We start from the raw sequence: 17369 nt of genomic DNA, 5'->3' as shown, positions 1-17369 counted from the left end.
CCGCGGCCCATTCCGAGCACCACCACCAAGACCTGCCGTCAGCACGGCGGACAAGAAGAAACCAGTCCAGGAGGACCCTGCAGTGGCGAAGGCGAAGTTCGAGCGGACCAAGCCGCACGTCAACATCGGCACGATCGGTCACATCGACCACGGCAAGACCACGCTGACGGCGGCTATCACCAAGGTTCTGCACGACAAGTACCCCACCCTCAACGAGGCGTCGGCGTTCGACCAGATCGACAAGGCTCCCGAGGAGCGTCAGCGCGGTATCACCATCTCGATCGCGCACGTCGAGTACCAGACCGAGAAGCGGCACTACGCGCACGTCGACTGCCCCGGTCACGCCGACTACATCAAGAACATGATCACCGGTGCCGCCCAGATGGACGGCGCGATCCTGGTGGTCGCCGCCACCGACGGCCCGATGCCGCAGACGCGTGAGCACGTGCTGCTCGCCCGCCAGGTCGGCGTGCCGTACATCGTGGTGGCGCTGAACAAGGCCGACATGGTCGACGACGAGGAGATCCTCGAGCTCGTCGAGCTGGAGGTCCGGGAGCTGCTGTCCTCGCAGGAGTACCCGGGCGACGACCTGCCGATCGTCCGCGTCTCGGCGCTGAAGGCGCTCGAGGGCGACGCCGAGTGGGCCGACAAGCTCATGGAGCTCATGAACGCCGTCGACGAGGCGATCCCGGAGCCGGTGCGCGACACCGAGAAGCCGTTCCTCATGCCCGTCGAGGACGTCTTCACCATCACCGGTCGCGGCACCGTGGTCACCGGCCGCATCGAGCGCGGCATCGTGAAGGTGAACGAGACCGTCGAGATCGTGGGCATCCGCGAGAAGTCGACCTCGACCACCGTCACCGGTGTCGAGATGTTCCGCAAGATCCTCGACGAGGGTCGTGCGGGCGAGAACGTCGGCCTGCTGCTCCGCGGCGTCAAGCGCGAGGACGTCGAGCGCGGCCAGGTCGTCGTGAAGCCGGGCTCGATCACCCCGCACACCGAGTTCGAGGGCCAGGTCTACATCCTGTCCAAGGACGAGGGCGGCCGGCACACGCCGTTCTTCAACAACTACCGCCCGCAGTTCTACTTCCGCACCACGGACGTGACGGGCGTCGTGACCCTGCCGAGTGGCACCGAGATGGTCATGCCCGGCGACAACACCTCGATGAGCGTTCAGCTGATCCAGCCGATCGCCATGGAGGAGGGCCTGCAGTTCGCCATCCGCGAGGGTGGCCGGACCGTCGGCGCGGGCCAGGTCACGAAGATCAACAAGTAAGACCCCCCGGTCGAGGGCGCCACGCTCACGTGTGGCATCCTTGACGGGTTGCGCGTAGGGCCGCGGCGCGCCCGGACTCTGGTCCGAGTGCGCCGCGCTCACGCTCAGCCCCTGAGCACGGCTACCCCCCAGGGGGACGCAAGTGACCGGGGGACCGGTATGAGGTCAGGGCGCGACACACCCGACCTCGTGGACCGGAGCCACCACGAGTGAGACCTGAAAAGGGCTCCTCGTGCGTGCACCGCCCCGGAGCACGCGTACATGAGCGGCAGGAAGAAGAGGACGACCGACGACCATGGCGGGACAAAAGATCCGCATCAGGCTGAAGGCCTATGACCACGAGGCCATCGACGCCTCCGCGCGCAAGATCGTCGAGACGGTCACGCGCACGGGCGCTCGGGTCGTCGGGCCGGTGCCACTGCCGACGGAGAAGAACATCTACTGCGTCATCCGCTCGCCGCACAAGTACAAGGACTCGCGCGAGCACTTCGAGATGCGCACCCACAAGCGGCTGATCGACATCCTCGACCCGACGCCGAAGACGGTCGACGCGCTCATGCGCATCGACCTTCCCGCAAGCGTCGACGTCAACATCCAGTAGGGCTTGGACCGATGACCGAACGAAAGATCACCGGGATCCTGGGCACGAAGCTCGGGATGACCCAGGTCTTCGACGAGAACAACCGGGTGGTCCCGGTCACCGTGGTCCAGGCGGGCCCGAACGTGGTGACGCAGGTCCGCACGCCGGAGACCGACGGCTACACGGCCGTGCAGCTCGCCTACGGCGCGATCGACCCGCGCAAGGTGAACAAGCCGCGCACCGGCCACTTCGCCAAGGCGGGCGTCACGCCGCGCCGGCACCTGGTCGAGCTCCGCACGGCCGACGCGGGTGAGTACACGGTCGGCCAGGAGATCACGGCCGAGGTGTTCGACGCCGGCGCGACGGTCGACGTCGTGGGCACGAGCAAGGGCAAGGGCACCGCGGGCGTCATGAAGCGCCACGGCTTCGGCGGCCTCGGCGCGAGCCACGGCACCCAGCGCAAGCACCGGTCGCCGGGCTCCATCGGCGGGTGCGCCACGCCGGGCCGGGTCTTCAAGGGCCTGCGGATGGCCGGTCGCATGGGCAACGTGCGCACCACCACGCAGAGCCTCACGGTCCACCGCGTGGACACCGAGAACGGCCTGCTGCTGATCAAGGGTGCGATCCCCGGTCCGCGCGGCGGCCTCGTCCTCGTCAAGACGGCTTCGAAGGGTGGTGTGCAGTGACCTCCGTCGACGTCCTGTCCCCCGAGGGCAAGAAGGGCGGCACCGTCGAGCTGCCGGACCACGTCTTCGACGTCACGGCCAACGTGCCGCTGATGCACCAGGTCGTGGTGGCGCAGCAGGCGGCCGCCCGGCAGGGCACGCACGACACGAAGACCCGCGGCGAGGTGCGTGGCGGCGGCAAGAAGCCGTACCGCCAGAAGGGCACCGGCCGCGCCCGCCAGGGCTCCACGCGTGCGCCGCAGTTCGCGGGTGGTGGCACCGTCCACGGCCCCACGCCGCGCGACTACACCCAGCGGACGCCCAAGAAGATGAAGGCCGCCGCTCTCCGCGGTGCCCTCTCGGACCGGGCCCGCGCCGGGCTGGTGCACGTGGTGTCCTCGGTGGTCACGGGTGACACCCCGTCCACCAAGTCGGCCCGCAAGGCGATCGAGGCCGTCACCGGCGACGCCGCGCAGCGCGTGCTCGTGGTGCTCGGCCGCGAGGACGAGACGGCCTGGCTGTCGCTGCGCAACCTGCCCACGGTGCACCTGATCGCGCCCGACCAGCTCAACACCTACGACGTGCTGGTCAACGAGGCCGTGGTGTTCACGCAGGAGGCGCTCGACGCGTTCCTCGCCGGCCCGGTCGCCACGTCGAAGAAGGCGTCGGTGCGGGCGGCCGCGCGGGAGAGCGAGACCGTCGAGCCCGCGCCGGGCACCGAGGAGGGCCCCTACGGCCCGCAGAGCCACGCGCCGCTGGCCGACGGCTCGCAGCCGGAGGGCTTCCCGGTGAAGGGCAACGCCGACTCGATGCTCTACCACGTGCCGGGCAGCTCGTTCTACGCCCGCACCGAGGCGGAGGTCTGGTTCGCCTCGGCCGATGCGGCGGAGGCGGCGGGGTTCGCGGCGCCGCCGTCGCAGCGCAAGGAGGCTGACAAGTGATCCCCGATCCGCGGGACATCCTGCTCGCGCCGGTGGTGTCGGAGAAGAGCTACGGGCTGCTCGACGAGCGCCAGTACACCTTCGTCGTCGCCCCGGACGCGAACAAGACCGAGATCAAGATCGCCGTCGAGAAGGTGTTCGGGGTCAAGGTGCTCAGCGTCAACACGCTGAACCGCCCGGGCAAGCGCAAGCGCACCCGCACCGGCTACGGCAAGCGCAAGGACACCAAGCGCGCCATCGTCACGCTCTCCGAGGAGAGCCGGGCGATCGACGTGTTCGGCGGCCGGGCGAGCTGAGGGGCTGACGACACACATGGGCATCCGTAAGTACAAGCCGACGACCCCGGGTCGCCGCGGGTCGAGCGTCTCGGACTTCGCCGAGATCACGCGCTCGACGCCCGAGAAGTCGCTGATCCGTCCGCTGCACAGCAAGGGCGGCCGCAACGTGCACGGGCGGGTCACCACCCGGCACCAGGGCGGTGGCCACAAGCGCGCCTACCGGCTGATCGACTTCCGGCGCAACGACAAGGACGGCGTCCCGGCCAAGGTCGCGCACATCGAGTACGACCCGAACCGCACCAGCCGCATCGCGCTGCTGCACTACGCCGACGGCGAGAAGCGCTACATCGTCGCGCCGGCGAAGCTCAAGCAGGGCGACACCGTCGAGGCCGGCCCCAGGGCCGACATCAAGGTGGGCAACAACCTGCCGCTGCGCAACATCCCGACCGGCACCGTGATCCACGCGATCGAGCTCCGCCCCGGCGGCGGCGCGAAGATCGCGCGGTCGGCCGGCTCGAGCGTGCAGCTGGTGGCGAAGGACGGCCCCTATGCGCAGCTGCGCATGCCGTCCGGGGAGATCCGCAACGTCGACGTGCGCTGCCGCGCCACCGTCGGCGAGGTGGGCAACTCCGAGCACTCCAACATCAACTGGGGCAAGGCGGGCCGCATGCGGTGGAAGGGCAAGCGCCCCACCGTCCGCGGTGTCGCGATGAACCCGGTCGACCACCCACACGGCGGTGGTGAGGGCAAGACCTCGGGTGGTCGCCACCCGGTCAACCCCGCGGGCAAGCCGGAAGGCCGCACCCGCCGCACCAAGCCGTCCGACAAGATGATCGTCCGCCGGCGCCGTACCGGCAAGAAGCGCTGAGCAGGGAGGTAAGAGATGCCGCGCAGCCTGAAGAAGGGCCCGTTCGTGGATGACCACCTGCTCAAGAAGGTGGACGCCCTCAACGAGTCGGGCAAGAAGACGGTGATCAGGACCTGGTCCCGCCGTTCCACCATCATCCCGGACATGATCGGCCACACGATCGCGGTGCACGACGGCCGCAAGCACGTGCCGGTCTTCGTCTCGGACTCGATGGTGGGTCACAAGCTCGGGGAGTTCGCGCCCACGCGCACCTTCCGGGGCCACATCAAGGACGACCGCAAGGCGCGCAGGCGATGAGCGAGCTTGCGAGCGAATCATCGAACGCAGCGCCTGCGCGCAGCGCCCGCCCGAGCCCGGCGAGGGCGTGCGGGGCGCGGGCTGACGGAGCAGAGGAGTAGACGTGGCTGAGACCACAGAGACCCCTGCCGCCGCGCCCGCACGGGCGCGCGCGGTGGCGCGGTACGTGCACATGTCGCCCACCAAGGTGCGGCGGGTCGTCGCGCTGATCAAGGACCGCCCGGTCCAGGAGGCACTCGACATCCTGCGGTTCTCGCCGCAGGCGGCGGCCCAGCCGCTGTTCAAGGTCGTGGCGAGCGCCGCGGCCAACGCCGAGAACAACCTCGACCTGGACCCCGACACCCTCGTGGTGGCGGCGGCCTTTGCCGACGAGGGCCCGACGCTCAAGCGCATCCGGCCGCGGGCCCAGGGCCGCGCCTACCGGATCCGCAAGCGCACGAGCCACATCACCGTCGAGGTCGAGTCCCAGCCGGCGAAGTCCGGCCGGGGTGCCCGCGGTGCGAAGGGGAGGGCCCGCTGATGGGTCAGAAGATCAACCCGCACGGGTTCCGGCTCGGCATCACCACCGACTGGAAGTCGCGCTGGTATGCCGACAAGCAGTACGCCGAGTACGTCAAGGAGGATGTCGAGATCCGCCGCATGCTCTCCAAGGGCATGGAGCGGGCCGGCATCTCGAAGGTCGAGATCGAGCGCACCCGGGACCGCGTGCGGGTGGACATCCACACCGCGCGCCCGGGCATCGTGATCGGCCGCCGTGGCGCCGAGGCCGACCGCATCCGCGGCCAGCTCGAGAAGCTGACCAAGAAGCAGGTCCAGCTGAACATCCTCGAGGTGAAGAACTCGGAGTCGGACGCCCAGCTCGTCGCCCAGGCGGTGGCCGAGCAGCTGTCCAACCGCGTGGCGTTCCGCCGCGCGATGCGCAAGGGCATCCAGTCCGCCATGCGCAGCCCGGTAGTGAAGGGCATCCGGATCCAGTGCTCCGGTCGGCTCGGCGGCGCGGAGATGTCGCGCTCGGAGTTCTACCGCGAGGGTCGGGTGCCGCTGCACACGCTGCGCGCCGACATCGACTACGGCCTGTTCGAGGCCCGCACCACGTTCGGCCGGATCGGCGTCAAGGTGTGGATCTACAAGGGTGACGTGGTCGGAGGCCGCCGCGAGGCCGCCGCCGCTGCGGCCGCCCCGGAGCGTCCGCGCCGCGAGCGCCCGCAGCGTCGCCGTTCGGGTGCGTCCGGCACCACCGGCTCGGGCACCGAGGCCGGGCGGGCCGCCGCCGAGCAGTCCGCGGGTGGCGGTGCCACCGCGACCGCCACCGCCACCGCTGAGAACGAACAGGGTGGGAGCTGAGCCATGCTGATCCCACGCAAGGTCAAGCACCGCAAGCAGCACCGGCCGCACCGCACCGGTATGGCCACCGGCGGCACGCGGGTCACCTTCGGCGACTACGGCATCCAGGCGCTCGAGCCGGCGTACGTCACGAACCGGCAGATCGAGTCGGCCCGTATCGCCATCAACCGGCACATCCGCCGTGGCGGCAAGGTCTGGATCAACGTGTTCCCGGACCGCCCGCTCACCAAGAAGCCCGCCGAGACCCGCATGGGTTCCGGCAAGGGTTCGCCGGAGAAGTGGGTCGCCAACGTCAAGCCCGGCCGGGTCGTGTTCGAGATGAGCTTCCCGAACGAGCAGACCGCTCGTGAGGCGCTGCGTCGCGCGATCCACAAGCTGCCCATGAAGTGCCGGATCGTGACCCGTGAAGGTGGTGACATCTGATGGCCGCAGGCTCGACCGCCGCTGCCGAGCTGCGCGAGCTCTCCGACGAGGAACTCGTGCTGCGGGTGCGGGAGGCCAAGGAGGAGCTGTTCAACCTCCGCTTCCAGATGGCAACCGGGCAGCTGGACAACAACCGGCGGCTGCGTACCGTCCGGCACGACATCGCGCGGATCTACACGATCATGCGTGAGCGCGAGCTGGGCCTGTCGGCCGCCCCCGATGAGAGTGGCGAGGGCGCGGCATGAGCGAGACAGGCAACACGCCGCCGAAGTCGGTGGAGCGTGCGGAGCGGAAGGTCCGTGAGGGCCTCGTCGTCTCCGACAAGATGGACAAGACGATCGTGGTCTCGCTCGAGGACCGCGTGAAGCACCGCATGTACGGCAAGGTCATCCGCCGGACCAGCAAGGTGAAGGCGCACGACGAGGCCAACACGGCCGGCGTCGGCGACCGCGTCCGGCTGATGGAGACCCGCCCGCTGTCGGCCACGAAGCGCTGGCGGCTGGTGGAGATCCTGGAGAAGGCGAAGTGATCCAGCAGGAGTCGCGGCTGCGCGTCGCCGACAACACCGGTGCCAAGGAGATCCTGTGCATCCGGGTGCTGGGCGGCTCCGGGCGCCGGTACGCAGGCATCGGCGACGTCATCGTCGCCACGGTGAAGGACGCCATCCCGGCCGCCGGGGTGAAGCGCGGTGACGTCGTCAAGGCCGTGATCGTGCGCACGGTCAAGGAGCGGCGGCGCCCGGACGGCAGCTACATCCGGTTCGACGAGAACGCGGCGGTGCTGATCCGGGACAACAACGAGCCGCGAGGGACCCGCATCTTCGGCCCGGTGGGGCGCGAGCTGCGCGACAAGCGGTTCATGAAGATCATCTCCCTCGCCCCGGAGGTGCTCTGACATGAAGATCAAGAAGGGCGACACCGTGCAGGTGATCGCCGGCAAGGACAAGGGCGCGAAGGGCAAGGTCATCCAGGCCTACCCGGACACGCAGCGCGTGCTCGTCGAGGGTGTCAACCGGATCAAGAAGCACACCCGGATCACCCAGAACCAGCGTGGCGCGCAGTCCGGCGGGATCATCACCACCGAGGCGGCCATCCACGTCTCGAACGTGATGCTGGTCGACGGTGACGGCAAGCCCACCCGCGTCGGCAAGAAGGTCACCGACGAGGGCAAGCGCGTCCGGATCTCCCGGCGTTCCGGGAAGGAGATCTGAGATGACCACCGCAGAGCGCGTGGCGCCGCGCCTCAAGCAGCGCTACCGCGACGAGATCGCAGGCGAGCTGCGCGAGCAGTTCTCCTACGCCAACGTCATGCAGATCCCCGGCGTCGTGAAGGTCGTCGTCAACATGGGTGTCGGCGACGCCGCCCGCGACGCGAAGCTGATCGACGGCGCGGTCCGCGACCTGGCCACCATCACCGGCCAGAAGCCGCAGATCCGCCGGGCCACCAAGTCGATCGCGCAGTTCAAGCTGCGCGAGGGCATGCCGATCGGCGCGAAGGTCACCCTGCGCGGCGACCGGATGTGGGAGTTCCTCGACCGCCTGCTCACGATCGCGCTGCCGCGCATCCGCGACTTCCGCGGCCTCTCGGGCACGCAGTTCGACGGGCGGGGCAACTACACGTTCGGGCTCACCGAGCAGTCGATGTTCCACGAGATCGACCCGGACACGATCGACCGGCCGCGCGGCATGGACATCACGGTCGTCACCACGGCCACGACCGACGAGGAAGGCCGAGCGCTCCTGCGCAAGCTCGGTTTCCCCTTCAAGGAGGCGTGAGATGGTCGCGACGCTAGCTCGGCTTCCCCTACTGCCTTTCTGGGAGGCGTGAGATGGCCAAGAAGGCTCTCATCATCAAGGCCGCGCGCAAGCCGAAGTTCAAGGTGCGGGGCTACACCCGCTGCCAGAAGTGCGGCCGGCCGCGTGCCGTGCTGCGCAAGTTCGGCCTCTGCCGCGTCTGCGTCCGGGACATGGCACACGCGGGCGAGCTGCCCGGCGTGAACAAGTCCTCCTGGTAACCCCTTTCGCCGCAGGCCCCCGGGAGGGGAACCACGGTGGGAAAGTGACTCTCGATCCATGACGATGACCGACCCCATCGCAGACATGCTCACGCGTCTGCGCAACGCCAACTCGGCCTACCACGACCGCGTGGTCATGCCGCACTCGAAGCTCAAGGTCGCGATCGCGGAGATCCTCCAGAAGGAGGGCTACATCGCCTCCCACGACGTGGAGGACGCCGAGGTCGGCAAGAACCTGGTCATCGAGCTCAAGTACGGGCGCAACCGGGAGCGCAGCATCGCCGGCCTGCGGCGCGTGTCGAAGCCCGGCCTGCGGGTGTACGCCAAGCACACGAACCTGCCCCGGGTCCTCGGCGGCCTCGGCGTCGCGATCATCTCGACGTCCAGCGGCCTGCAGACCGACCAGCAGGCGAAGAAGAACGGCGTGGGCGGGGAAGTCCTCGCCTACGTCTGGTGAGGGGGTAGAAGACATGTCCCGTATCGGGAAGCTGCCCGTCGCCGTGCCTGCCGGGGTGGACGTCACCATCGACGGCCGCACGGTGACCGTGAAGGGCCCCAAGGGCACCCTGTCGCACACCGTGATCGAGCCGATCACGGTCGAGCGCGGCGACGACGGCGCCATCCTCGTGAAGCGCCCTGACGACGAGCGCAAGAGCAGGGCGTACCACGGCCTCACCCGCTCTCTGGTCAACAACCTGGTCGTCGGCGTCACCTCCGGCTACGAGAAGAAGCTGGAGATCGTCGGCGTCGGTTACCGCGTGGCGCTGAAGGGCTCCAACCTGGAGTTCGCACTCGGTTTCAGCCACCCCGTCGTGGTCGAGCCGCCGGAGGGCATCACCTTCGCGGTGGAGGCGCCCACCCGGTTCTCGGTCAGCGGCATCGACAAGCAGCTGGTCGGCGAGACCGCCGCCAACATCCGCAAGATCCGCAAGCCCGAGCCGTACAAGGGCAAGGGTGTGCGGTACGCGGGCGAGAACGTCCGCCGCAAGGTCGGAAAGACGGGTAAGTGATGGCTGAGACGACATCAGGAGCGACTCTTTCTGCGAACGCCCGCAAGCGCACCGCCTCCCAGGTGGCGGCGAAGCGGCGCACCGCGATCGGCCGTCGGCACGCCCGCCTGCGGAAGAAGGTCATCGGCAGCGCCGAGCGCCCGCGCCTCGCCGTCAAGCGCAGCTCGCGGCACATCGTCGTGCAGCTGATCGACGACGTCGCCGGCCACACGCTCGCCTCCGCGTCCTCGCTCGAGACCGACGTCCGCGCGCTGGACGGCGACAAGAAGGCCCGCGCGGCGAAGGTCGGCGAGCTGGTGGCAGCCCGGGCCCGCGAGGCCGGCATCACCGCCGTCGTCTTCGACCGGGGCGGCTACGACTACCACGGTCGGATCGCTGCGCTGGCCGATGCGGCCCGCGAGGGCGGGCTGGAGTTCTGATGATGTACACGAAGATGGAAGGGAACGTCTGATGCCGGGACGCACACGGCGTGACGGCGGGGGCCCTGGGGGCGGCGACAACCGCGACCGCCGGGACCGCCGGGACGGAGGCCGTGGCGGGGCGGCCCAGGACAAGACCCCGTACATCGAGCGCCTGGTCACGATCAACCGCGTGGCCAAGGTGGTCAAGGGCGGCCGGCGCTTCAGCTTCACCGCCCTGATGATCGTGGGTGACGGCGACGGCATGGTCGGCGTCGGCTACGGCAAGGCCAAGGAGGTGCCGGCGGCGATCGCCAAGGGCGTGGAGGAGGCGAAGAAGAACTTCTTCCGCGTCCCGCGCATCGGCGGCACGATCGTGCACCGCGTGCAGGGCGAGGCCGCAGCAGGCGTCGTCATGCTCCGGCCGGCGAGCCCCGGTACCGGTGTCATCGCCGGTGGCCCGGTGCGTGCCGTGCTGGAGTGCGCCGGCATCCACGACGTCCTCTCGAAGTCGCTCGGCAGCGACAACGCGATCAACATCGTGCACGCCACGGTCGACGCGTTGAAGCAGATCCAGCGGCCGGAGGAGGTCGCGGCGCGCCGCGGCCTGCCGCTCGAGGACGTCGCCCCCGCCGAGATGCTGCGGGCCCGTGCGGCCGCCGCGCAGGGTGCGAGGTCGTGATGGCCGGGAAGCTCGTGATCACCCAGGTGCGCAGCACCATCGGTCGCAAGCAGAACCAGCGCGACACCCTCAAGTCGCTGGGCCTGCGCAAGATCCGCCAGACGGTCGAGCGGGACGACACCCCGCAGATCCGCGGCATGATCCACACCGTCCGTCACCTCGTGACGGTCGAGGAGGTCGGCTCCTGATGACCACCATCAAGATCCACCACCTCCGCCCCGCCCCGGGGGCCAAGACCGACAAGACCCGGGTCGGGCGCGGCGAGGGCAGCAAGGGCAAGACGGCGGGCCGCGGTACCAAGGGCACCAAGGCGCGCAAGACCGTCTCCCCCGCCTTCGAGGGTGGCCAGATGCCGCTGCACATGCGGCTGCCGAAGCTCAAGGGCTTCAAGAACCGGTTCCGCGTCGAGTACCAGGTGGTGAACGTGGGCGACCTCGCCCAGCTGTTCCCCGAGGGCGGCACCGTCGGCCCCGACGAGCTCGTCGCGGCCGGCGCCGTGCGGCGCAACCAGCCGGTGAAGGTCCTCGGCAACGGCGACATCGACGGCGTCGCGCTCACGGTGAGCGCACACGCGTTCTCCGGCAGCGCCCGCGACAAGATCACGGCGGCCGGCGGCAGCGTCACGGAGCTCTGAGGAGCTCCCGCCTGTTCGGTGCGGACCGGGGCACAGCCGCCCCGGTCCGTGCCGAACCGGTGGAGCGCCCGCTGTTAGAGTCGTTCCCGCCCGGGTTCGTCGAAGGCCACCGGTAACCCGGACGGCGTCGCATCCCTCGCGACGGATCGGGTCCGCCGTCGAGCGGGCCACCCAGTACAGGAGGATCACCGAGTGCTCAGCGCTTTTCGGTCGGCACTGACCACGCCTGACCTGCGGAAGAAGATCCTCTTCACGCTGATGATCGTCGCGGTGTACCGCCTCGGCTGTTCGATCCCGTCGCCCGGGGTGTCCTACCCGAACATCCAGGAGTGCCTCGAGCAGGTCCAGGAGAGCGACAACGCGAGCATCTACTCGCTGATCAACCTGTTCTCCGGCGGCGCGCTGCTGCAGCTGTCGATCTTCGCGCTCGGCATCATGCCGTACATCACCGCGAGCATCATCATCCAGCTGCTCACGGTGGTCATCCCGCGCTTCGAGCAGCTCAAGAAGGAAGGGCAGTCGGGTCAGAACAAGCTGACCCAGTACACCCGCTACCTCACGATCGCGCTCGCCATCCTGCAGGCCACCGGCATCGTCGCCCTGGCCGACCGCGGGCAGCTGTTCACCAACTGCTCCCTCCCGGTGATCCCCCAGTCCGACATCTTCACGCTGTCGGTGATCGTGGTCGTGATGACAGCGGGCACCGCGGTCATCATGTGGCTCGGCGAGCAGGCCACCGAGCGCGGCATCGGCAATGGCATGTCGCTGCTGATCTTCACCTCGATCGCGGCCCGGATCCCGGGCGAGGGCGCCAACATCATGCAGAACGGCGGCCTCGTCTTCGCCGGCGTCTGCGTCTTCGGCCTGGCCATCATCGCGAGCGTGGTCTTCATCGAGCAGGGCCAGCGCCGCATCCCGGTGCAGTACGCCAAGCGCATGGTGGGACGCCGCATGTACGGCGGCACGTCCACCTACCTGCCGCTGAAGGTCAACCAGGCCGGTGTCATCCCGGTCATCTTCGGTTCGTCGCTGCTGTACCTGCCGGACCTGGTCTCCCGGCTGGCCGGCAGCACCGGCGGCTGGTTCCAGCAGTTCGTGCAGACCTATCTCGTCGACCAGTCGAGCTGGGTGCACATCACGCTCTACCTCGCACTGATCATCTTCTTCACCTACTTCTACGTCGGCATCACGTTCAACCCCGAGGAACGGGCCGACGAGATGAAGAAGTTCGGCGGGTTCATCCCCGGGATCCGCCCGGGCAGGCCCACTGCGGAGTACCTGCAGTACGTCCTGTCCCGCATCACCCTGCCCGGCTCGCTGTACCTCGGCATCATCGCCGTACTGCCGAACTTCTTCCTCGGCATCACCGGCTCGGGCCAGAACCAGAACTTCCCCTTCGGGGGTACCGCTGTGCTGATCATGGTCGGAGTGGGCCTCGACACCGTCAAGCAGATCGAGAGCCAGCTCATGCAACGCAGGTACGACGGTTTCCTGCGTTAACGTCGACTGGTCGGTCGGGTTCGGTTCGTCGTCGAGTTCAGGAGGTCGGTGTCGCGTGCGTCTTCTTCTGGTCGGTCCACCAGGCGCGGGCAAGGGCACCCAGGCGGTGCGTCTCGCGGAGCGTCTGGACGTGCCGCACATCTCCAGCGGGGACCTGTTCCGCGCCAACCTGCAGCCCGGGGCGGAGACCCCCATCGGGCTCGAGGCCAAGCGCTACATCGACGCGGGCGACCTCGTGCCCGACAGCGTCACGATCGCGATGATGCGGGAACGCCTCGCCGAGGACGATGCCGCCAAGGGCTTCCTCCTCGACGGCTTCCCGCGCAACCTGAGCCAGGCCAACTCGCTCGAGCAGCTGCTCGCCGAGCGCGGCGAGGACATCGACCAGGTCGTCGAGCTCCAGGTGCCGGAGGAGGAGCTGGTGCAGCGCCTGCTGAGCCGGGGCCGCACCGACGACACCGAGGACGTCATCCGCCGCCGCCAGCAGGTCTACCGCGAGGAGACGGCGCCGCTGCTGGAGCACTACCGCGACCGGCTCGTGACGATCGACGCCGTCGGCGCCGTCGAGGAGATCACCGACCGGCTGTCCGACGCGCTGCGGGACCGGGTGCAGGGGAACCGGTGAACGGGGGGCGCCGCGGCGTCCGCGGGTTCCTCGCGCGCTGGCGGGGCCGGGACATCGAGCTGAAGACCCCGGGTGAGCTGGACGCAATGCGCTCCGCGGGTGCTCTCGTCGCCCGCACGCTCGCCGCGGTCGTCGAGGCGGCGAAGGCGGGGGTGAGCACCGGCGAGCTGGACGCGCTCGCCGAGCAGACCATCCGGGACGGCGGCGCCGTCCCGTCGTTCCTGGGCTACCACGGCTACCCGGCATCCATCTGCGCGTCGGTGAACGAGCAGATCGTGCACGGCATCCCGGCCGCCACCCAGGTGCTCGCGGACGGCGACCTGATCTCCGTCGACTGCGGGGCGATCCTCGACGGCTGGCATGGTGACGCCGCCGTGACGATCCCGATCGGCGCGGTGTCGGCCGCCGACCTCGCGTTGTCGGCGGCCTGCGAGGAGTCGTTGCACGCCGGGATCGCCGCCGTGCTGCCCGGCGGGCGCCTCACCGACATCTCGCACGCCGTGCAGGTGGCGGCCGAGGCAGCGGGCGAGCGCGACGGCGTGCGCTACGGCATCGTCGCCGAGTACGGCGGGCACGGTATCGGCACGTCGATGCACATGGACCCGTTCCTGCCCAACTACGGCGACCCCGGCCAGGGCCCGCAGCTCGTGCCCGGCATGGCCCTCGCGGTGGAGCCGATGCTCACCGCGGGCGACCCGGAGACCCGGGAGCTCGACGACGGCTGGACGGTGGTGACCGCCGACGGCAGCCGGGCGGTCCACTGGGAGCACAGCGTCGCCATCACCGACGACGGCCCGAGGATCCTCACCCTGCCCTGATCCGCACGTTGGAGCCGCACTGCTGATCCGGCGCGTCCAGGCCGGCACCGTGGCTCCAAGGTGCGCGTTCCGGGCCGCACACGTCACACTCCTCCCCTGATCGGGCGCGCACTGGGCTAGGCTCCGGTCTTGTGAATACAGAATCCACAGTACCGCGGCGGACCACCGTCGGGGTGCCGCGCGAGTCTGCCGCCGGGGAGCGCCGGGTCGCCCTGGTGCCCAAGGTCGTCGAGAAGCTCCGCACGCGTGGTGTGGACGTCGTGGTCGAGGCCGGCGCCGGACTCGGCGCGCTCATCCCCGACGAGCTGTTCACGCAGGCAGGCGCCACCGTCGGGGACCCGTGGTCGTGCGACGTCGTGGCGAAGGTGAACCCGCCCACCACCGAGGAGATCGGCAGGCTGGCCAGCGGCAGCACGTTGATCGGGTTCCTCGCGCCGCTCACGTCACCGGAGACGGCCGACGCGCTGGCGACGGCGGGCGTGCAGGCGTTCGCCATGGAGGCCATCCCGCGCATCTCCCGGGCGCAGTCGATGGACGCGCTGTCGTCGCAGGCGAACGTCACCGGCTACAAGGCCGTGCTGCTCGCCGCGGAGCACAGCACCCGCTTCTTCCCGATGCTGACCACCGCGGCCGGCACCGTCAAGCCGGCCACCGCGCTCGTGCTCGGCGTGGGCGTCGCGGGGCTGCAGGCGCTCGCCACCGCGAAGCGGCTGGGCGCGCGCACCACGGGCTACGACGTGCGGCCCGAGGTGGCCGACCAGGTGCGCTCGCTCGGTGCGCAGTGGCTCGACCTCGGCATCGAGGCCGCGGGCGAGGGCGGGTACGCCCGCGAGCTCACCGATGACGAGCGCGCGGAGCAGCAGCGGCGCCTCGAGGAGGCCATCACCGGATTCGACGTCGTCATCACCACGGCGAACGTGCCCGGCCGCAAGGCGCCCACGCTGGTCACGGGCGCGGCCGTGAAGGGCATGCGCCCCGGCAGCGTGGTCGTGGACCTGGCAGGGGAGAGCGGCGGCAACTGCGAGCTCACCGAGCCCGGCAAGGTGGTCGTCAAGCACGACGTCACGATCGCGGCGCCGCTCAACCTGGCGGCCACGATGCCCGAGCACGCGTCGGAGCTGTACGCGCGCAACGTCTCGGCGCTCCTCGAACTGATGCTGGACGACTCCGGCGCCGTCGCGCCGAACTGGGACGACGAGGTGCTCGCGAAGTCCTGCGTCACCCGAGGGAGGGACTGATGGAAACCGGGCTTCTCGCGAACCTCGCCATCCTGGTGCTGGCGGGCTTCGTCGGCTTCGCCGTGATCTCGAAGGTGCCCAACACGCTGCACACGCCCCTGATGTCGGGCACCAACGCGATCCACGGCATCGTGCTGCTCGGCGGCCTCATCGTGCTCGGGCACCTGGAGAACCCGTCGGTGGTCGACGCGATCCTGCTCGTCGTCGCCATCGCGTTCGGCGCGATCAACGTGATCGGTGGCTTCCTCGTGACCGACCGGATGCTCGGCATGTTCAAGACCAAGCCGCAGGCACCGGCCGCCGACAAGATCGCGTCGAACGGGAAGGGCGACTCCTGATGGGCGCTCTCGTCGCGGTCCTCTACATCATCGCCTTCGCGCTCTTCATCTACGGCCTGATGGGCCTCACCGGCCCGAAGACGGCGGTGCGCGGCAACTGGATCGCCGCCGTGGGCATGGGCATCGCGGTGGTCGCCACGCTGCTGCAGGTGCGGCACAACTGGATCCTGATCGTCGTCGGCCTCGTGATCGGTGCGGCCCTGGGCGTGCCCTCCGCGCGGCAGGTGAAGATGACCGCGATGCCGCAGATGGTGGCGCTGTTCAACGGCGTCGGCGGCGGGGCGGTCGCGCTGATCGCCTGGTCCGAGTTCCGCACCACCGAGGGCTTCTCGGCGGAGCCCGGCCACGTCGTCGTCGCCTCGTTGTTCGCGGCGATCATCGGGTCCATCTCGTTCTGGGGCTCGCTGATCGCCTTCGGCAAGCTGCAGGAGATCCTGCCCGGCCGCCCGATCGGGCTGGGGAAGGCCCAGCAGCTGGTGAACGGCCTGCTGCTGGTGGGCGCGGTGGCCTGCGCCGTGGTGGCGGGTCTCGGCGGGGCGCCGCAGATCTGGATCGTCCTGTTGCTCGTGCTCGCCGCCGTGCTCGGCGTGCTCGTCGTGCTGCCCATCGGCGGGGCCGACATGCCGGTGGTCATCTCGCTGCTCAACGCGCTCACGGGCCTCTCGGCCGCGGCAGCCGGTCTCGCGCTGGACAACACCGCGATGATCGTCGCGGGCATGATCGTGGGTGCGTCCGGTTCGATCCTCACCAACCTGATGGCCAAGGCGATGAACCGGTCGATCCCGGCGATCGTCGCGGGCGGGTTCGGCGGCACGTCGGCCCTGCCGGGCGCCGACGACGGCGTGGAGCGCACCGTGAAGTCGACGTCCGCGGCCGACGCGGCGATCCAGATGGCCTACGCGGCGCAGGTGATCGTCGTGCCGGGCTACGGGATGGCGGTGGCCCAGGCCCAGCACGCCGTCAAGGAGATGGCCGACCTGCTCGAGGCCAAGGGCGTGGAGGTCAAGTACGCGATCCACCCCGTGGCCGGCCGGATGCCGGGGCACATGAACGTGCTGCTCGCCGAGGCGGACGTCTCCTACGACGCGCTCAAGGAGATGGACGACATCAACGGCGAGTTCAGCCGCACCGACGTCACGTTGGTGATCGGGGCGAACGACGTCACGAACCCGGCGGCCCGCACCGACCCGAGCTCGCCGATCCACGGCATGCCGATCCTCAACGTCGACGAGTCGAGGTCGGTGATCGTGCTCAAGCGCTCGATGAGCAGCGGCTTCGCCGGCATCGACAACCCGCTGTTCTACGCCGAGAACACCTCGATGCTCTTCGGGGATGCGAAGAAGAGCGTGGCCGAGGTGACGGAGGAGCTCAAGGCCCTCTGACCTAGCTCAACGCCCTCTGACCCTATGCCGTGAGTGGATACGAGTGCTCCAGCACTCG

At 69.6% G+C, this 17369-nt stretch carries 28 protein-coding genes; all 28 read left to right on the top strand.

The window, feature by feature from the left end:
* Positions 1-82 precede the first annotated feature (82 nt).
* The 28 genes from tuf to ABEA81_RS25230 all read left to right on the top strand — a co-directional run bounded on the left by tuf (position 83) and on the right by ABEA81_RS25230 (position 17311).
* Positions 83-1276 (top strand): elongation factor Tu, encoded by a 1194-nt coding sequence (gene tuf, locus ABEA81_RS25365; RefSeq protein WP_345607830.1) that lies wholly within the window; start codon positions 83-85, stop codon positions 1274-1276.
* A gap of 295 nt (positions 1277-1571) precedes the next feature.
* Positions 1572-1877: a 30S ribosomal protein S10 gene (gene rpsJ, locus ABEA81_RS25360; RefSeq protein WP_040804197.1), complete on the top strand. Its 306-nt coding sequence runs from the start codon at positions 1572-1574 to the stop codon at positions 1875-1877.
* A gap of 11 nt (positions 1878-1888) precedes the next feature.
* Complete coding sequence (rplC, locus tag ABEA81_RS25355; RefSeq protein WP_345607829.1) at positions 1889-2542, top strand: 50S ribosomal protein L3; 654 nt, start codon at positions 1889-1891, stop codon at positions 2540-2542.
* Positions 2539-3462 (top strand): 50S ribosomal protein L4, sunset domain variant, encoded by a 924-nt coding sequence (gene rplD, locus ABEA81_RS25350; protein ID WP_459077160.1) that lies wholly within the window; start codon positions 2539-2541, stop codon positions 3460-3462. The genes rplC and rplD overlap by 4 nt, the downstream gene beginning before the upstream one ends.
* Complete coding sequence (gene rplW / locus ABEA81_RS25345; RefSeq protein ID WP_345607828.1) at positions 3459-3758, top strand: 50S ribosomal protein L23; 300 nt, start codon at positions 3459-3461, stop codon at positions 3756-3758. Before rplD ends, rplW begins: the two co-directional genes overlap by 4 nt.
* A 16-nt stretch (positions 3759-3774) precedes the next feature.
* Positions 3775-4608, top strand: coding sequence for a 50S ribosomal protein L2 (gene rplB / locus ABEA81_RS25340; RefSeq protein ID WP_345607827.1), 834 nt, complete (start codon positions 3775-3777; stop codon positions 4606-4608).
* A gap of 15 nt (positions 4609-4623) precedes the next feature.
* Positions 4624-4905 carry a 30S ribosomal protein S19 gene (rpsS, locus tag ABEA81_RS25335; protein ID WP_020622935.1) on the top strand — a complete coding sequence of 94 codons (282 nt, stop codon included), beginning with the start codon at positions 4624-4626 and terminating at the stop codon, positions 4903-4905.
* Positions 4906-5008: 103 nt separating this feature from the next.
* Positions 5009-5425, top strand: a complete 417-nt coding sequence (gene rplV / locus ABEA81_RS25330; protein WP_345607826.1) for a 50S ribosomal protein L22 — start codon at positions 5009-5011, stop codon at positions 5423-5425.
* Positions 5425-6249: a 30S ribosomal protein S3 gene (rpsC, locus tag ABEA81_RS25325; protein ID WP_345607824.1), complete on the top strand. Its 825-nt coding sequence runs from the start codon at positions 5425-5427 to the stop codon at positions 6247-6249. Before rplV ends, rpsC begins: the two co-directional genes overlap by 1 nt.
* Before the next feature lie 3 nt (positions 6250-6252).
* Positions 6253-6672 (top strand): 50S ribosomal protein L16, encoded by a 420-nt coding sequence (gene rplP, locus ABEA81_RS25320; RefSeq protein WP_345607823.1) that lies wholly within the window; start codon positions 6253-6255, stop codon positions 6670-6672.
* The gene (rpmC, locus tag ABEA81_RS25315; RefSeq protein WP_345607822.1) at positions 6672-6917 is read left to right on the top strand and encodes a 50S ribosomal protein L29; all 246 of its coding nucleotides are present in this window, start codon (positions 6672-6674) and stop codon (positions 6915-6917) included. The genes rplP and rpmC overlap by 1 nt, the downstream gene beginning before the upstream one ends.
* Positions 6914-7201: a 30S ribosomal protein S17 gene (rpsQ, locus tag ABEA81_RS25310; protein ID WP_345607821.1), complete on the top strand. Its 288-nt coding sequence runs from the start codon at positions 6914-6916 to the stop codon at positions 7199-7201. Before rpmC ends, rpsQ begins: the two co-directional genes overlap by 4 nt.
* Positions 7198-7566 carry a 50S ribosomal protein L14 gene (rplN, locus tag ABEA81_RS25305; RefSeq protein WP_075952026.1) on the top strand — a complete coding sequence of 123 codons (369 nt, stop codon included), beginning with the start codon at positions 7198-7200 and terminating at the stop codon, positions 7564-7566. The genes rpsQ and rplN overlap by 4 nt, the downstream gene beginning before the upstream one ends.
* A gap of 1 nt (position 7567) precedes the next feature.
* The gene (gene rplX, locus ABEA81_RS25300; RefSeq protein ID WP_345607820.1) at positions 7568-7882 is read left to right on the top strand and encodes a 50S ribosomal protein L24; all 315 of its coding nucleotides are present in this window, start codon (positions 7568-7570) and stop codon (positions 7880-7882) included.
* Position 7883: 1 nt separating this feature from the next.
* The gene (gene rplE, locus ABEA81_RS25295; RefSeq protein ID WP_345607819.1) at positions 7884-8447 is read left to right on the top strand and encodes a 50S ribosomal protein L5; all 564 of its coding nucleotides are present in this window, start codon (positions 7884-7886) and stop codon (positions 8445-8447) included.
* Positions 8448-8500: 53 nt separating this feature from the next.
* Positions 8501-8686 carry a type Z 30S ribosomal protein S14 gene (locus ABEA81_RS25290; protein ID WP_147257363.1) on the top strand — a complete coding sequence of 62 codons (186 nt, stop codon included), beginning with the start codon at positions 8501-8503 and terminating at the stop codon, positions 8684-8686.
* A 58-nt stretch (positions 8687-8744) separates the two neighbouring features.
* A complete protein-coding gene (rpsH, locus tag ABEA81_RS25285; protein WP_345607818.1) occupies positions 8745-9143 on the top strand; it encodes a 30S ribosomal protein S8 in 399 nt (132 codons plus the stop codon).
* A gap of 13 nt (positions 9144-9156) precedes the next feature.
* Entirely contained in the window at positions 9157-9696 is a 540-nt protein-coding gene (rplF, locus tag ABEA81_RS25280) for a 50S ribosomal protein L6 (RefSeq protein WP_345607817.1), read from the top strand.
* A complete protein-coding gene (gene rplR / locus ABEA81_RS25275; protein ID WP_345607816.1) occupies positions 9696-10115 on the top strand; it encodes a 50S ribosomal protein L18 in 420 nt (139 codons plus the stop codon). Before rplF ends, rplR begins: the two co-directional genes overlap by 1 nt.
* A gap of 31 nt (positions 10116-10146) precedes the next feature.
* Positions 10147-10776 carry a 30S ribosomal protein S5 gene (rpsE, locus tag ABEA81_RS25270; RefSeq protein ID WP_147257367.1) on the top strand — a complete coding sequence of 210 codons (630 nt, stop codon included), beginning with the start codon at positions 10147-10149 and terminating at the stop codon, positions 10774-10776.
* Positions 10776-10964, top strand: a complete 189-nt coding sequence (gene rpmD / locus ABEA81_RS25265; protein ID WP_345607968.1) for a 50S ribosomal protein L30 — start codon at positions 10776-10778, stop codon at positions 10962-10964. The genes rpsE and rpmD overlap by 1 nt, the downstream gene beginning before the upstream one ends.
* The gene (rplO, locus tag ABEA81_RS25260) at positions 10964-11410 is read left to right on the top strand and encodes a 50S ribosomal protein L15 (RefSeq protein WP_345607815.1); all 447 of its coding nucleotides are present in this window, start codon (positions 10964-10966) and stop codon (positions 11408-11410) included. Before rpmD ends, rplO begins: the two co-directional genes overlap by 1 nt.
* Before the next feature lie 192 nt (positions 11411-11602).
* Positions 11603-12910 (top strand): preprotein translocase subunit SecY, encoded by a 1308-nt coding sequence (secY, locus tag ABEA81_RS25255; protein ID WP_345607814.1) that lies wholly within the window; start codon positions 11603-11605, stop codon positions 12908-12910.
* A 55-nt stretch (positions 12911-12965) separates the two neighbouring features.
* Positions 12966-13535: an adenylate kinase gene (locus tag ABEA81_RS25250; protein WP_345607813.1), complete on the top strand. Its 570-nt coding sequence runs from the start codon at positions 12966-12968 to the stop codon at positions 13533-13535.
* Positions 13532-14353, top strand: a complete 822-nt coding sequence (gene map, locus ABEA81_RS25245) for a type I methionyl aminopeptidase (RefSeq protein WP_345607812.1) — start codon at positions 13532-13534, stop codon at positions 14351-14353. The genes ABEA81_RS25250 and map overlap by 4 nt, the downstream gene beginning before the upstream one ends.
* Positions 14354-14526: 173 nt before the next feature.
* Entirely contained in the window at positions 14527-15591 is a 1065-nt protein-coding gene (locus tag ABEA81_RS25240; protein ID WP_345607811.1) for an NAD(P) transhydrogenase subunit alpha, read from the top strand.
* The gene (locus tag ABEA81_RS25235) at positions 15591-15929 is read left to right on the top strand and encodes an NAD(P) transhydrogenase subunit alpha part 2 (protein WP_345607810.1); all 339 of its coding nucleotides are present in this window, start codon (positions 15591-15593) and stop codon (positions 15927-15929) included. Before ABEA81_RS25240 ends, ABEA81_RS25235 begins: the two co-directional genes overlap by 1 nt.
* The gene (locus ABEA81_RS25230; RefSeq protein WP_345607809.1) at positions 15929-17311 is read left to right on the top strand and encodes an NAD(P)(+) transhydrogenase (Re/Si-specific) subunit beta; all 1383 of its coding nucleotides are present in this window, start codon (positions 15929-15931) and stop codon (positions 17309-17311) included. The genes ABEA81_RS25235 and ABEA81_RS25230 overlap by 1 nt, the downstream gene beginning before the upstream one ends.
* Positions 17312-17369: the final 58 nt, after the last annotated feature.

It is taken from the genome of Pseudonocardia adelaidensis (assembly GCF_039543345.1).
Taxonomy (GTDB): Bacteria; Actinomycetota; Actinomycetes; order Mycobacteriales; family Pseudonocardiaceae; genus Pseudonocardia; species Pseudonocardia adelaidensis.
This window is presented reverse-complemented; position numbering and strand designations above follow the sequence as displayed.

Bases quoted from the DNA above. Each gene is read 5' to 3' on its own strand.
- rplF (WP_345607817.1), top strand. From the start codon at position 9,157: ATGTCCCGTATCGGGAAGCTGCCCGTCGCCGTGCCTGCCGGGGTGGAC.
- rpsH (WP_345607818.1), top strand. From the start codon at position 8,745: ATGACGATGACCGACCCCATCGCAGACATGCTCACGCGTCTGCGCAAC.
- rplC (WP_345607829.1), top strand. From the start codon at position 1,889: ATGACCGAACGAAAGATCACCGGGATCCTGGGCACGAAGCTCGGGATG.
- ABEA81_RS25290 (WP_147257363.1), top strand. From the start codon at position 8,501: ATGGCCAAGAAGGCTCTCATCATCAAGGCCGCGCGCAAGCCGAAGTTC.
- rplX (WP_345607820.1), top strand. From the start codon at position 7,568: ATGAAGATCAAGAAGGGCGACACCGTGCAGGTGATCGCCGGCAAGGAC.
- ABEA81_RS25230 (WP_345607809.1), top strand. From the start codon at position 15,929: ATGGGCGCTCTCGTCGCGGTCCTCTACATCATCGCCTTCGCGCTCTTC.
- rpsS (WP_020622935.1), top strand. From the start codon at position 4,624: ATGCCGCGCAGCCTGAAGAAGGGCCCGTTCGTGGATGACCACCTGCTC.
- ABEA81_RS25235 (WP_345607810.1), top strand. From the start codon at position 15,591: ATGGAAACCGGGCTTCTCGCGAACCTCGCCATCCTGGTGCTGGCGGGC.
- rplO (WP_345607815.1), top strand. From the start codon at position 10,964: ATGACCACCATCAAGATCCACCACCTCCGCCCCGCCCCGGGGGCCAAG.
- rpsQ (WP_345607821.1), top strand. From the start codon at position 6,914: ATGAGCGAGACAGGCAACACGCCGCCGAAGTCGGTGGAGCGTGCGGAG.
- rplR (WP_345607816.1), top strand. From the start codon at position 9,696: ATGGCTGAGACGACATCAGGAGCGACTCTTTCTGCGAACGCCCGCAAG.
- rpsE (WP_147257367.1), top strand. From the start codon at position 10,147: ATGCCGGGACGCACACGGCGTGACGGCGGGGGCCCTGGGGGCGGCGAC.
- rplP (WP_345607823.1), top strand. From the start codon at position 6,253: ATGCTGATCCCACGCAAGGTCAAGCACCGCAAGCAGCACCGGCCGCAC.
- rplE (WP_345607819.1), top strand. From the start codon at position 7,884: ATGACCACCGCAGAGCGCGTGGCGCCGCGCCTCAAGCAGCGCTACCGC.
- rpsC (WP_345607824.1), top strand. From the start codon at position 5,425: ATGGGTCAGAAGATCAACCCGCACGGGTTCCGGCTCGGCATCACCACC.
- rpsJ (WP_040804197.1), top strand. From the start codon at position 1,572: ATGGCGGGACAAAAGATCCGCATCAGGCTGAAGGCCTATGACCACGAG.
- rpmC (WP_345607822.1), top strand. From the start codon at position 6,672: ATGGCCGCAGGCTCGACCGCCGCTGCCGAGCTGCGCGAGCTCTCCGAC.
- rplB (WP_345607827.1), top strand. From the start codon at position 3,775: ATGGGCATCCGTAAGTACAAGCCGACGACCCCGGGTCGCCGCGGGTCG.
- rpmD (WP_345607968.1), top strand. From the start codon at position 10,776: ATGGCCGGGAAGCTCGTGATCACCCAGGTGCGCAGCACCATCGGTCGC.